The 13,152-nt window shown below is 61.3% G+C and carries 10 protein-coding genes; 2 read left to right on the forward strand and 8 right to left on the reverse strand.

All coding sequences use genetic code 11. The features are described from left to right. Nucleotides 1-11: 11 nt before the first annotated feature. Nucleotides 12-1,262 carry a valine--pyruvate transaminase gene (locus AACR93_RS19280; RefSeq protein WP_043851683.1) on the reverse strand — a complete coding sequence of 417 codons (1,251 nt, stop codon included), beginning with the start codon at nt 1,260-1,262 and terminating at the stop codon, nt 12-14. Nucleotides 1,263-1,555: 293 nt separating this feature from the next. Here AACR93_RS19280 and AACR93_RS19285 point away from each other — a divergent pair, with 293 nt between their 5' ends. After that, on the forward strand, nt 1,556-1,789 hold the full coding sequence (locus AACR93_RS19285) for a hypothetical protein (protein WP_005355777.1): 234 nt from the start codon (nt 1,556-1,558) through the stop codon (nt 1,787-1,789). On the opposite strand, the gene AACR93_RS19290 is transcribed toward AACR93_RS19285, so the two are convergent. After that, nucleotides 1,719-2,543, reverse strand: a complete 825-nt coding sequence (locus tag AACR93_RS19290; protein WP_043851684.1) for an AraC family transcriptional regulator — start codon at nt 2,541-2,543, stop codon at nt 1,719-1,721. The two genes, AACR93_RS19285 and AACR93_RS19290, sit on opposite strands and share 71 nt — an antisense overlap. A 92-nt stretch (nt 2,544-2,635) precedes the next feature. Here AACR93_RS19290 and AACR93_RS19295 point away from each other — a divergent pair, with 92 nt between their 5' ends. After that, nucleotides 2,636-3,763, forward strand: coding sequence for a multidrug effflux MFS transporter (locus AACR93_RS19295; RefSeq protein ID WP_043851685.1), 1,128 nt, complete (start codon nt 2,636-2,638; stop codon nt 3,761-3,763). 4 nt (nt 3,764-3,767) lie between these two features. Here AACR93_RS19295 and AACR93_RS19300 read toward each other — a convergent pair whose 3' ends face one another. From AACR93_RS19300 to gorA, 6 genes are all read right to left on the reverse strand, one after another. Then, nucleotides 3,768-4,451 carry a response regulator gene (locus tag AACR93_RS19300; protein ID WP_043851686.1) on the reverse strand — a complete coding sequence of 228 codons (684 nt, stop codon included), beginning with the start codon at nt 4,449-4,451 and terminating at the stop codon, nt 3,768-3,770. After that, complete coding sequence (locus tag AACR93_RS19305; RefSeq protein ID WP_041210492.1) at nt 4,451-7,039, reverse strand: sensor histidine kinase; 2,589 nt, start codon at nt 7,037-7,039, stop codon at nt 4,451-4,453. Before AACR93_RS19305 ends, AACR93_RS19300 begins: the two co-directional genes overlap by 1 nt. A 69-nt stretch (nt 7,040-7,108) precedes the next feature. Next, entirely contained in the window at nt 7,109-7,636 is a 528-nt protein-coding gene (locus AACR93_RS19310) for a potassium-transporting ATPase subunit C (RefSeq protein WP_043851687.1), read from the reverse strand. A gap of 60 nt (nt 7,637-7,696) precedes the next feature. Then, nucleotides 7,697-9,754 (reverse strand): potassium-transporting ATPase subunit KdpB, encoded by a 2,058-nt coding sequence (gene kdpB / locus AACR93_RS19315; RefSeq protein ID WP_041210494.1) that lies wholly within the window; start codon nt 9,752-9,754, stop codon nt 7,697-7,699. Beyond that, on the reverse strand, nt 9,755-11,431 hold the full coding sequence (gene kdpA / locus AACR93_RS19320) for a potassium-transporting ATPase subunit KdpA (protein ID WP_043851688.1): 1,677 nt from the start codon (nt 11,429-11,431) through the stop codon (nt 9,755-9,757). A gap of 350 nt (nt 11,432-11,781) precedes the next feature. Next, nucleotides 11,782-13,131, reverse strand: coding sequence for a glutathione-disulfide reductase (gene gorA, locus AACR93_RS19325; protein WP_043851689.1), 1,350 nt, complete (start codon nt 13,129-13,131; stop codon nt 11,782-11,784). Nucleotides 13,132-13,152 lie beyond the last annotated feature (21 nt).

The following is a 13,152-nucleotide window of genomic DNA, read 5'->3' on the forward strand; positions in this document are numbered from 1 at the left end:
GCCGGATTGGATTAACCAGCGTAGAGGGCGTTTATCTCCTCTGCCAGAATGGCAATGCCGCGGTGAACCAGCTCCTCGCTCTGGGAGTAGTTGAGGCGGATGCACTCCTGGCTGTGGCGCCACTCTGGGTCGTCGATGCCGGGGAAGAAGTAGTGACCCGGCACGATCAGCAGGTTCTTCGCCTTCAGTCGCTCATAGAGCTCCTGACAGTGGATCGGCAAATCTTCAAACCAGAGCCAGAGGAAGAGGGCGCCTTCCGGCTTGTGGATATGGAAGCGCGGATCGGGGATCGCTTCGCGCAGCAGCTGTACCGCCAGCTCCGCCTTCTGCTGATAGAAGGGTTTCACCACCTGCTCGCTGAGGGCGATGATCTCGCCGCTCTCGATCATCGGGATGGTGATGGCGGGCCCCAGACTGCCCGGCGCCAGATTGATGATGCCGCTCAGGTTGGTGATGGCCTGAATGATCTTCTCGTCGGCGATGACGATGCCGCAGCGGGTGCCCGGCAAGCCGAGCTTGGAGAGGCTCATGCAGAGGATGGTGTTGGCGTTCCAGAATGGCTTGGCTTCGCTGAAGATGATACCCGGGAAGGGGACGCCGTAGGCGTTGTCGATCAGCAGCGGAATCCCCTTGTCACGGGCGATCTGATCGAGGTGTTCGATCTCTTCGTCGGTCAGTACGTTGCCGGTGGGGTTGGTGGGGCGGGAGACGCAGATCACCCCGATGTCATCGCCCACCTGCAGGCTCTCGAAGTCCACGTGGTACTTGAACTGGCCATCGGGCAGCTTCTCAATGGTGGGCTTGTAGGCCACGAAGTAGTCGTCCGCCAACGCCGAGTCGGCATAGCCGATGTATTCGGGGGCAAGCGGGAACAGCACCTTCTTCTTGCGGCCATCGGCAAATTCGCCGGCCAGCAGGTTAAACAGGTAGAAGAAGGCATTCTGGCTGCCGTTGGTCAGGGCGATATTGCGAGCCGAGATATCCCATCCCAGCTCCTTGCTGAGCAGGGCAGCCAGCGCTTTGGTGAACCTGTCTTTGCCTTGCGGGCCGTCGTAGTTGGCCATCGCTTTGACCAGCTCGCCGTTGTCGAGCAGGCTCTTGGCCTCGGCCTGAAAGCGTTCCAGCATGGCGGGGATGGGGGCCGGATTGCCGCCACCCAGCATGATGGCGTCCGGATTGGTCAGCCCCTGATTGAGGTCATCCATGAGTTGGGTAATGCCGGCGTGGCGAGTGAACTTCTCGCCGAACAAGGAAAATTCCATTCAGTGACAGATCCAGATTTGAGTTACGGGGATGTAGCACCATAGCTCAGTTTAAAAGTGGGTGTCGATCAAAAAGATGGGACGTTCCACGTGGAACATGGTGCAAAAATCAAGCGTGGTTAAAAGCACCAACTGTTGGTTTAAAAATGACCGAGCGGGATGCATTTTGCGACTCAATTTGGTATCGAGATATAGTTAATTTAAACAAAATCATCATGTTATGAATTGCGTGAGGATTGGCACAACTATTGGAATAGCTATCTGGTCATCTCAACCATACCGGAGCAAACCAGATGAAAAGCCTGATCGCTACCCTGATTGTGAGTGCCCTGAGCCTGAACGTGATGGCCAACGAAAACCCGCGGCCCGAGCTGGAGAGTGTCCAGCTGGAGCAGGATGTGCAGAGCGAGTTGCAACAGGCATCCCATGCAGTGGTGCAGGATGCGCTGCACAATCTCAAGCCGCTGGCGCTGGATACCCTGGTGGTGGAGGCGAGTCAGGCTGTGGCGACTCACCCCGAGAGCTGAGATAGCGCAGGGGGGTCTGTCCCGTATGTTGTTTGAAGAAGCTGATAAAGGCACTGTCGCTGGAGAACTCCAGCGCAGCGGCAATCCGGCTGATGGACTCGCTTTCTGCCAGCAGCTCCATGGCGCGCAACAGCCGCCACTGCTGGCGCCACGCCTGATAGCTCATGCCGGTCTCCCGCATAAAGATGCGGCCAATGGTCTTGTCACTGGCACCCACCCGTTCGGCCAGCCGGTTGAGCCGATCGGGCAGGGCATCCCCCCGCTTCAACTGCTGTAGCCAGTCGCCCAGTCTGGGATCGGTCGGTAGTGGCAGCTGCCATGACTCCCGCGGCGCCTGCCCCAACTCCTCCATAAACAGTGCCACCGTCCGTTGTTGCTGCTCTTGCGGTTTGTCCCACGGCCAGAGCGCCATCCGTTCGATCAGTTCGTGCAGCAGCGGATTGACCGCCAACACCTCCACCGTGCCGGGCAACTCGGAGTGCGGCTGGAAGTAGAGGGAGCGGTAGGCCACCACACCACGCATCAGTACCCGGTGGGGTGTGCCCGCTGGCAGCCAGGCGGCGCGGGTGGGTGGCAGCAGGCAGACCCGACCTTCCAGCTCCATGGTCATGCAGCCGGATTGGGCGAACAGCAGCTGATGGCGCTGATGTTGATGCAGGCCAGAGTCGTGCCAGCCGAGGGCGGAGGCAATGCCGATCACGCTGCCAGTCAGCTGGTCGGGGTCAAAAGGGTGATCGGGAAGAATAAAGGCCATATGTCCGATTTTTGATGTTTATAGTCCTGCTTATTGTAATCAGACAATCGGCATCTCTCTAGAATGGCGACCTCTTGTGAAGGAGGTTTGTCATGAACAACAAGTTGCCACCGCTCTGGCTGGTGGTGGGATTGATGATGTTTCCCCAAATTGTGGAGACCATCTACAGCCCGGTCCTGACCCACATCGCTACCGAGTTTCAGGTGAGCGAAGGGCAGGCATCCCAGACCCTGTCGATCTATTTTCTGGCGTTTGCGGTGGGCGTGGTCTGCTGGGGACGGCTCTGCGATCTGATCGGGCGGCGTCCCGCCATGCTGGCGGGTCTGCTCACCTATGGCGTCGGCACCTTGCTGGCGCTGCTGGCTAATCAGTTTGAAACCCTGCTGCTGGCCCGGGTTATCTCGGCCTTTGGCGCTGCAGTGGGTTCCGTGGTGACCCAGACCATGCTGCGCGATAGCTATCAGGGCAGCGATCTGGCGCGGGTCTTCTCGGTGATGGGCATAGCGCTCTCCCTGAGCCCGGTGCTGGGGCTGCTCAGTGGCGGGCAGCTGGCGAGCTGGTTCGGTTATCTCGGGGTGTTCAGCGGTTTGCTGATACTGGCGGTAGGCTTGCTGCTGGTTACCTGTTGGCAACTGCCGGAAACCCGTCCGGCCACCACCCGGCAAGTCGCACTCTGGCCGCTGGCGTGCCGGATGATGAAGGATGGCGGGCTCTGGCGCAGTGCCATGCTGGTCGCCCTGTTCAACACCATGCTGTTTGGTTACTACAGTCTGGCGCCGTTCCTCTTTGCCGGATTGGGATTGAGCACCAGCGAGTTTGGTTATTCGGGGATCTTGCTGGCGCTGGCGACCCTGCTTGGCAGCCTGCTCAACAAGCATCTGCTGGGGAGGGGGTGGCTGCCGTCCTCTCCGATCAGACTGGCTTGCGTTTTGGCACTGGTCGCCGGGCTGCTGGTCTGGACGACTCAGGCCAGCCTCTGGTTCCTGCTGCCCATGATGGGAATCGTGGTGGCCTTCGGACTGGCGATCCCCAACGTGCTGAGTCAGGCGCTGCTGGCCTATCGCGAGGTGGCGGGCAGTGCTGGCGCCCTGTTCGGGCTTGGTTACTACCTGCTGCTCAGTCTGGGATTGGCGGTGGCGGCCGGATTGCAGGATCTCGGCCTGTTGCTGAGTGGCTGCGGTCTGCTGGCACTGCTTTGCTGCGGGCGTCGTTCCACGTGAAACGTCAGTTGCCGATAAAGCGGTAGCCGATACCTGATTCGGTCTCGATAAGCGTCGGTTGCTGGGGGTTATCCCCCAGCTTTTTACGCAGGCTGGCGATAACGATGCGCAGGTAGTGGGTGTCCTCCTTGTGGCTTGGCCCCCAGATGTCGTTGAGCAGCTGGGTCTGCATCACCAGCTTGCCGGGGTGGCACACCAACGCCTGCAGCAGCGCGAACTCCTTGCGAGAGAGGGGGATCTCCTCGTCTTTCATGGTCACCTTGTGGCTGCTGATATCGAGCGTCAGGCCGCATTGGGGGAAGTGGCGCCGCTCGCCACTGCTGACACCAGCCCGCTGGCGCAAGAGTACGCGAATGCGGGCCATCATCTCGCCGATGCCAAACGGCTTGCTCATGTAGTCGTTGGCACCGGCATCCAGCAAGCGCACCTTCTCCTGCTCCGAATCACGGGCCGACAGCACCAGCACCGGGTTGGGGTGGTGTTCGCGAATGGCCTGCAATACCTGAATACCATCGCCATCCGGCAGACCGAGATCGAGGATCACCAGATCGGGGTTGAGGTGGCGATACTGCTCCAGCCCCTCGGTGACGCTGACCGCTTCGCTCACCTGATGCCCCTCGGCAATCAGGCTGATCCGCAGAAAGCGGCGGATCGCCGCTTCATCATCTATGACCAGAATGTGCGCCATCAAACCTCCGGTGAATTGAGCGCGAGCGGCAGGGAGATACGCATGCAGGTGCCGTTGCCATTGGGGCCGGAGAAGGCCCAAATCTTGCCGCCGTGGGCCTCTATCATAGCGCGGGAAATGGCGAGGCCAAGCCCGGTGCCACGGCTGCCGCAATCGCCCACCGGCTGGGTGTAGAAGAGATTGAAGATCTTCTCCCGATCCGACTCGGCGATACCGACCCCGATATCGATGATATCGATGATAAGGTCGGGTTCGGCCACCATCACCTTGAACTCGATGGGGGTGCCTGCCGGCGAGTAGCGGGAGGCGTTGTCGAGGATGTTGACCAGCACCTGCTCGATCAGGGCGCCATGGACATAGAGCTGGGGCACATGCTGATCGATGTGTACCAGCAGCTTGTGCTGGCGCCAGGAGGAGTCGAGCCGCTTGCGGGCGCTCTCCACCAGATCGGTCAGGTCGACCCAGTCCCGCTTCAACTGGAAGTCGGGGGAGCCGATACGGGTCATATCCAGCAGGTTTTGCACATAGCTGTGCAGGCGGCGTGCCTCGTCCTGTACCGAGTGGAGCAGTTCGTTGCGATCATCCGGCGGGATCCGGTCACCATATTCCAGCAGGGTGCTGCCGGCCCCCATGATGGTGGCCAGCGGCGTCTTCAAGTCGTGGGAGACCGAGGAGAGCAGGGCGGCCCGCATCCGGTCTGTTTCCGCCTGCAGCTGGCTGTCGGCCAGCCGCTCGTTGAGGTCGATCCGCGCCAGCGCGGCGCGAATGTCGGTGAGCAGCGCCTGAAGTTGATGCTCGGCGGAGGAGGAGAGCGGATTGGCCAGCGTTATACCGATCACCAGGTCATCGCTGAGGTGGTGATACTGCGCCTCGGCGGCATTGAGGGTGGCGGTGTGGGCACCGGCGCTCTGCTTCTGGGCCAGACACCAGTCGATGGCCGCCTTGTCGGTCTGGCCGGGTCTGTGCTTCTCGTTGCCGAGTCGGTCGTGAAAATCCTTGTCGATCACTACGGTCGGCTGGCCAAGCGCCAGCGAGATCGCTTGTGCCCCTTGTCTGAGCACCTCCTCCGGGCTGTTGGCGGTCGCCAGCCCCTGACTGAGGGAGAGCAGGGCATTGCCCAGCTGCTGGGTCTCGCGCAGGCCGATCAGCTGTTGCCGCTGGCGGGAGGCTAGGCGCCCCGCCGTCATGCCGACGATAAGCAGCACGAACAGGGTGAGCAGGTCGCTGTGGTTGGCGACGCTCAGGGAGAAGTAGGGGGCGGTGAACAGCAGATTGTGGGCGATAAAGCCCAGCACTGCTGCCAGCGTGGCGGGCACCAGACTGGTGGTAAGGGCAGTCGCCAGCACCCCCAGAACGAAGATGAGCGGCAACGCTGCGGGGGGCAGCCAGTAGGATAGCCCCCATGCAATGGCCGAGGTGATGCCCATGATGGCTACCGCCAGCAGGCTGTGGTGAATATCCTTGGGTGTCGGGGAGCGCATCCCCACTCTGTGTTTTTGCTTCTCGGTATCGACCAGGGTGATCTCCAGCCCCTGTGCCTGCTTGAGCAGGTGCTGCACCAGCGAGCGACGCCACGGCGCCTTGTGGGGTTTGCCAAGCAGCAGCTGGGAGACCTGCTGCTGCTCGGCAGTCTCCAGCAGGGTATTGGCGACAGCAGGACTGGAGAGGGTCAGCACCTTGGCGCCCAACTGGGAGGCGAGCGCCAGCGCTTGCTCCACGTCGGCCGAGCTGCGGCCATTGCTATCCACGTGCACTACCAGCCAGGGTAGCTGGCGACGCTGGGCAAAGCGGTGGCCATAGCGCACCAGCGCAGCCCCGTGCTGGTTGCCGAGGCAGACCATCAGCTTGCCCCGCAGCGGCAATGTGGTCTTGCCCGCCGCCTGCCATTGCAGTTGCAGATCGCCCTCCACATGGCTGGCTGCGGTTTGCATCGCCAGCTCCCGCAATGCAGTGAGGTTGTTGAGGGAGAAGAAGGATTGCAGGGCGGCCTTGGCCTGATGGGGTACATAAACCTTCCCCTCGCGCAGGCGGCCGAGCAGCTCCTTGGGGGGGAGGTCGATAAGGATAATGCTGTCTGCATCGAGCAGAACCTGATCGGGCAGGGTCTCTTTGACCCTGACCCCGGTCAGCTGCCACACCAGATCGTTGAGGCTCTCCAGATGCTGGACGTTGAGTGTGCTATAGACGTCGATACCGGCGTTGAGCAGCTCCTCGACATCCTGCCAGCGCTTCTCGTGGCGGCTGCCAGGGGCGTTGCTATGGGCCAGCTCGTCCACTACTGCGATGGCCGGCTTGCGTGCCAGCAGGCCGTCGAGGTCCATCTCCTCCAGCCGCTGCTGACGGTGCATGTGGATCTTGCGCGGCTGGATGGCGAGTTTGTCGAGCAGGGCCAGCGTCTCCTGCCGGCCGTGGGTCTCCACCACGCCGATCAGGATGTCGACCCCCTCCTTGGCCTGTTCCCGCACCGCCTGCAACATGGCGTAGGTCTTGCCCACGCCGGGGGCTGCCCCGAGAAAGACTTTCAGCTTGCCCTTGTGCTCTTGCTCCAGACTTGCCAGCAGGGCGTCAGCCCTTACCTCATCACGCATGCTTATCCCTATCGAGCCAACTGCCCGCGTCGAAAATGGAGGTCAACGCCAGATCGGCAAGGAGCGCCCTCAGGCGCCCTTCTGATGATCCAGTTGCAGGTTCAGCTGGAGAATGTTGACCGCCTGCGGGCCAAGGATACCAGCTTGTGTGGCCGACTTGACCTGCTCCGTCAGTTGGGCGGGATCCAGTCCACGTTCTCTGGCTACGCGATCCACCTGCGCCAGCACCGCATCGAGTGGTAGATGGGGATCGAGGCCAGAGGCGGAACGGGTCAGCATGGCAGGAGAGCTGGTTTCAGGCTGTGCCTTGGCGGCCTGTTCGGCGAACTCTGCCCGCAGCGGTGAGCTCATCCCCAGATTGCTGGCACTACCGCCAATGGTGTTGAAATCACTGGCGGAGGGGCGGGGGTGGAAGTAGTCAGCCCGCTCGAATTTCTGTGCCAGCAGGGCGCTACCGATAAGTTGCTGCTTGCTGTCGGTCAGCTGGCTGCCGTTGGCTTGCCAGGGGAAGATCAGCTGGGCCAGTCCGGTGACGGCCAGCGGATAACCCACGCCCAGCAGCAGGGTCAGGGTCAACAGGGTTCTGATTGCGATCATGATGGATATGCTCCGAATTCGTTGTGTGGATGCGGGCTGACCCGCATCCCGGTTATGTCGTTACACCAGACCCAGGCCGGTAATGACCAGGTCGATCAGCTTGATGCCGATAAAAGGCACCAGCAGGCCGCCGACACCGTAGATCAGCAGGTTGCGGCGCAGCAGGCTGGCGGCCGACCCCTTCAGGTCGACACCGCGCAGGGCCAGCGGCACCAGCGCTACGATGATCAGGGCGTTGAAGATGATGGCTGACAGGATGGCGCTCTGCGGGCTGCCCAGCTGCATCAGGTTCAGTACCCCCAGTTGCGGGTAGGCGGCGATGAACAGGGCCGGCAGGATGGCAAAGTACTTGGCCACGTCGTTGGCGATGGAGAAGGTGGTCAGGGCGCCACGGGTCACCAGCAGCTGTTTGCCGACCAGCACCACATCCAGCAGCTTGGTGGGGTTGGAGTCGAGATCCACCAGATTGCCCGCCTCCTTGGCGGCCTGGGTACCCTCGTTCATGGCCAGACCCACATCAGCCTGTGCCAGCGCCGGTGCGTCGTTGGCACCGTCACCGCACATGGCGACCAGACGGCCATCGGCCTGCTCCTGCCGGATATAGGCGAGCTTCTTCTCCGGCGTTGCTTCGGCGATGAAGTCATCCACCCCGGCTTCGGCGGCGATGGCGGCGGCCGTTTTCGGGTTGTCACCGGTGATCATCACGGTGCGGATCCCCATGTGGCGCAGGATCTGGAAGCGGGCCTTGATGCCGGGCTTGATGATGTCCTTGAGGTAGACCACCCCCAGCAGCTGCTCATGGGTACAGACCAGCAGCGGAGTACCACCCTGGCGGGCGATGTTGTCGACTGACTTGAGCACCAGCTCCGGCACCGCTTTGCGGTCGAGGGAGAGGTAGTTCAGTACCGCATCGACAGCCCCCTTGCGATATTGGTGACCGTTGCGATCCAGCCCACTCAGACGGGTCTCGGCGCTGAAGGGGATCACCTTGTCATCGTCCAGTTGGCTCGGTTTGGTGTGGCTCTTGCCCGCCAGAGTCAGGATAGATTTACCCTCGGGAGTGTTGTCACCCAGCGAGGCCAGCATGGCCGCTTGTGCCAGCAGGGCCGGGTCAACGCCGGGAGCCGGGATCAGTTCGTCAGCCATCCGGTTGCCGAAGGTGATGGTACCGGTCTTGTCCAGCAGCAGGGTGCGCACGTCACCGGCCGCTTCGACGGCCCGGCCCGATTTGGCAATCACGTTCAGTTTCACCAGTCGATCCATACCGGCAATGCCGATGGCGGAGAGCAGGCCGCCGATGGTGGTCGGGATCAGGGTGATAAAGAGCGCAATCAGGTAGAGGCGCGGTACCTGGGTGCCGTTGTAGTCGAGGAACCAGGGCAGGGTGGCGACCACCAGCAGGAAGATCAGGGTCAGCCCGACCAGCAGGGCATCCAGCGCCATCTCGTTGGGCGTTTTCTGGCGCTTGGCCCCTTCCACCAGTGCAATCATGCGGTCCAGCGTGCTTTCGCCCGGATTGTTGCTGACGCGTACCCAGATCTCGTCTGAAACGACGGTGGTATTGCCGGTTACACCGCTGCGATCGGTACCCGATTCGCGGATGACGGGGGCAGATTCACCGGTGATGGCGGCCTCGTTGACCGAGGCGATTCCGGCGATCACCTCGCCGTCGGCCGGGATCATCTCGCCGCTGCGTACCAGCACCAGATCACCCTTCATCAGGCTGGTGGCGGGTACCCATTCGCCCTGACCATCTTTTGCATTAGCTACCCGACGGGCCTTGAGTTGGCTCATGCCAGCCTTGAGGCTGTCGGCCCGTGCCTTGCCGCGACCTTCGGCCAGCGTTTCGGCGAAGTTGGCAAACCAGAGGGTGAGCCAGAGCCAGGCAGTCAGCTGCCAGGCCAGCGAGGGGGCGACCCCGGAGAACGGCTGCCCCAGCAGTGACTCCACCGTCGCCATGACTGCTGCCAGCCAGAGGGTGAACAGAATGGGGCTGCCAAACAGCGCCTTGGGATTGAAGCGGTAGATGGCTTCAACCATGGCCTGCAGGATCTGCGATTGCTGTTTTTTGCCCTTCACCAGCATGGTGTCGGGACTCATTGAAGTGGACTTGCTCATTTAGAAAGCTCCCAGCATCAGATGTTCTGCCACGGGGCCCAGTGCCAGCACCGGCAGGAAGGAGAGGCCGCCAATCAGCAATACGGTGATGATCAGCAGGGTAATGAAGAGCGGGCCGCGGATCGGGAAATCCCCCTCGCTTATCTCCTGACGCGGAGCGCGGGCGAGCTGGCCGGCTATGGCCATGATGGGGATGATGTAGCCGAAGCGACCGAGCAGCATGGCCAGACCGATGGCAACGCACTGCCAGTTGTCACCGGCAGCAAAGCCGGCGAAGGCGGAGCCGTTGTTACCGGCAGCCGAGGCGTAGGCATAGATGAGGCGTGACAGGCCGTGGGGGCCATCGTGACCTATGATAGTGGCCGCATCCGGCATCAGCAGAGTGACACCGCCGATCACCAAAACCCCCACCGGCATCACCAGCATGCTGGCGACGACCCACTTCATCTCGGTGATACCGAGGCGCTTGCCCAGATAGGTCGGGGTACGACCCACCATCAGACCGCACAGGAAGACGGTGAGCAGCACGAACAGCATCATGCCGTAGATGCCGGCACCCACGCCGCCGAACACCACTTCACCCAGCAGCATGTTTATCATGGCGACCATGCCGGAGAGAGGAGCGAAGCTGTCGTGCATTGAGTTGACCGAGCCGTTGGAGGCTGCGGTGGTCGCCACTTCCCAGATACTGGAGAGCACCGGGCCGAAGCGGCTCTCCTTGCCCTCCCAGTTGCCCGCTTCGCTGGCAAGATGAGTCAGGGCCGGATCCAGTTTCATCTCCTGAGTGATGGAAACGAAGAGTCCCAGTGCCAGCATGATGGTCATGGCAATGACGATGGCGCGGCTGTGGGCCATGTCCTTCACATAGCGACCCAGGGTAAAGACCATGGCGGCAGCCAGGGTCAGCAGGGCGACCATCTCCAGCCAGTTGGAGAGGGCGGTCGGGTTCTCGAACGGGTGGGCGGAGTTGATGCCGAAGAAGCCGCCGCCGTTGGAGCCGAGCTGCTTGATGGCAATTTGCGAAGCTGCCGGGCCGAGCGGCAGCAGCTGCTCCTGACCTTCCAGAGTGTGGAACGGCAGATAGGCTGACAAGCTCTGCGGAACCCCCTGCCATACCAGCAGCAGCGCCAGGATCAGCGACATCGGCAGCAGCACGTAGAGGCAAAAACGCACCAGATCCAGCCAGAAGTTGCCAAGGTGGGTTGTCTGCTGGCGGGCGATACCGCGGAACATCGCAACCGCTACGGCAGCACCTGTGGCGGCAGAGACGAAGTTTTGGGTGGTCAGGCCTACCATCTGGCTGAAGTAGGAGAGGCTGGCCTCACCGGAATAGGCTTGCCAGTTGGTGTTGGTCATAAAGCTGACCGCAGTGTTGAAGGCGAGTTGCCAGTTCAGGCCCGGCAACTGCTGCGGGTTGAGGGGCAGCAGACCCTGCGCCATCAGGATCAGGAACAGCAGGCCGAAGCCGGCGCCATTGAAGGCCAGCAGGCTGAGGGCGTAGGACTTCCAGTCCTGTTCCCGTCCGTCCGTGCCGCAACATAACAGGGTGGCATGCTCCACGGGGGCCAGCCAGCGGCACTGGCCTTCAAATACCTGGTAGAGATAATTGCCAAGCAGCGGTGCTGGCAGCAGTACCAGCAGCACAAATGCGACGGGATAGATCATTTCTTGCCACATAGCGGATTCCTCACTCGTGACTGCGCGTGAGTGCGCGCAGCAGATAGACCATCAAGGCGAGGACCAGCAGCAGATATAGCCAATTCATATCGACTCCATTGAGATAATTAGCTGCGAGAGCCGATGTAAAACCATATCGACTCTGTTGGTGTCATTGACGCTGAAATGGTAAGAAGAACCGGCGTAAAGGCGCCATAAAGCGCCATGTAGCAGGCGTAAAATCGGCGTAAAGAACGACGCTTTTGCGAGGATTCTGGTGGCGAGGCGGGATCAAAAAACCCGGCCTGAGCCGGGTTTGAACGCTGGTGGATGAAGATGACCTGATAGTGGCAGGTCAGCCTGCAACGTGCTTATCGCATGGTCACAAATTCTTCTGCGCTGGTCGGATGAATGGCGACGCAGTTGTCGAAGTCCGCCTTGGTGGCCCCCATCTTCATGGCGACGCCAAAGCCTTGCAGGATCTCGTCCATGGCAAAGCCGATACCGTGCAGACCGACCACCTTCTCTTCAGGGCCGACGCAGACCAGTTTCATCCGGGTAGGTTGGCGATGCTGGGTCAGCGCCGAGTACATGGCGGTGAACTGGCTGCGGTAGACCTTCACCTGCCCCTCGCCATATTCGGCGATGGCTTCCGGCTCGGTCAGACCAATGGTGCCGATGGGCGGGTGGCTGAAGACCACGGTCGGCACCAGATCGTAGTTGAGGTGCTCGTTCGGCTTGTTGTTGAACAGCCGTTCGGAGAGGCGACGACCCGCTGCGACGGCTACCGGCGTGAGCTGGATGCGACCTGTGTTGTCACCGACGGCATAGATGTTGGCAACGGCAGTATTCTGGAACTTGTCGGTCGGGATAAAGCCCTTCTCGTCCAGTTCGATACCTGCGGCGGCCAGATTGAGGTTGTCGGTGGCCGGGACGCGACCGATGGCCCAGATCAGGCAGTCGACGGTGAGGTGGCGACCATCTTCCAGCTGCAGGGTTAGGCTGTTGTCAGCGTTCTTGAGCACGGCCTTGGGAATGGCGTGGGTATGCAGCTTGGGTCCTTCCTGCGCCATGATCTCCACCAGTGTCTCGTGGATCATGGGATCGAAATTGCGCAGCGGGGCGTGTTTGCGCACCACCAGATGAGTCTCGGAGCCCAGCGCCTGCATCACCCCGGCGATCTCCACCGCGATATAGCCGGCACCCACTACGGCAACCCGCTTGGGTTGGCTCTGCAGCTCGAAGAAGCCGTCGGAGTCGATACCCAGCTCGGCACCCGGGATGGCCGGAATTTCCGGACGGCCACCGGTAGCGATCAGGATGTGATCTGCGGTGTACTGCTCGCCATTGACCTCGATCGTGTTGCTATTGACGAAGCGGGCGAATCCCTTGATGACGGTGATCTGGTTCTTGCCCAGTACATTCTGATAGGAGGTGTGGATACGGCCGATATAGGCCTGGCGGGACTCGACCAGCTTGGCCCAGTCGAAGTGGTTGAGAGTGGTATCGAAGCCGTAATCGGCGCCATATTTCAGGGCATCGGCGATCTGGCCGGCATACCACATGGCTTTCTTCGGGACGCAGCCTACGTTGACGCAGGTTCCACCCAACTCTTTAGCTTCAATCAGGGCAACTTTCTTACCGTACATGGCAGCCCGGTTGGCAGAGGCGATACCGCCGCTGCCGCCGCCGATGGCGATATAGTCAAAATGCTGTGCCATTGCGAGGTTCTCCGCTCATTA

The sequence above is a fragment of the Aeromonas sp. L_1B5_3 genome (assembly GCF_963866575.1).
In the GTDB taxonomy this organism is placed as follows: domain Bacteria; phylum Pseudomonadota; class Gammaproteobacteria; order Enterobacterales; family Aeromonadaceae; genus Aeromonas; species Aeromonas jandaei.

Bases quoted from the DNA above. Each gene is read 5' to 3' on its own strand.
- AACR93_RS19280 (WP_043851683.1), bottom strand. From the start codon at position 1,262: ATGGAATTTTCCTTGTTCGGCGAGAAGTTCACTCGCCACGCCGGCATT.
- AACR93_RS19285 (WP_005355777.1), top strand. From the start codon at position 1,556: ATGAAAAGCCTGATCGCTACCCTGATTGTGAGTGCCCTGAGCCTGAAC.
- AACR93_RS19290 (WP_043851684.1), bottom strand. From the start codon at position 2,543: ATGGCCTTTATTCTTCCCGATCACCCTTTTGACCCCGACCAGCTGACT.
- AACR93_RS19295 (WP_043851685.1), top strand. From the start codon at position 2,636: ATGAACAACAAGTTGCCACCGCTCTGGCTGGTGGTGGGATTGATGATG.
- AACR93_RS19300 (WP_043851686.1), bottom strand. From the start codon at position 4,451: ATGGCGCACATTCTGGTCATAGATGATGAAGCGGCGATCCGCCGCTTT.
- AACR93_RS19305 (WP_041210492.1), bottom strand. From the start codon at position 7,039: ATGCGTGATGAGGTAAGGGCTGACGCCCTGCTGGCAAGTCTGGAGCAA.
- AACR93_RS19310 (WP_043851687.1), bottom strand. From the start codon at position 7,636: ATGATCGCAATCAGAACCCTGTTGACCCTGACCCTGCTGCTGGGCGTG.
- kdpB (WP_041210494.1), bottom strand. From the start codon at position 9,754: ATGAGCAAGTCCACTTCAATGAGTCCCGACACCATGCTGGTGAAGGGC.
- kdpA (WP_043851688.1), bottom strand. From the start codon at position 11,431: ATGTGGCAAGAAATGATCTATCCCGTCGCATTTGTGCTGCTGGTACTG.
- gorA (WP_043851689.1), bottom strand. From the start codon at position 13,131: ATGGCACAGCATTTTGACTATATCGCCATCGGCGGCGGCAGCGGCGGT.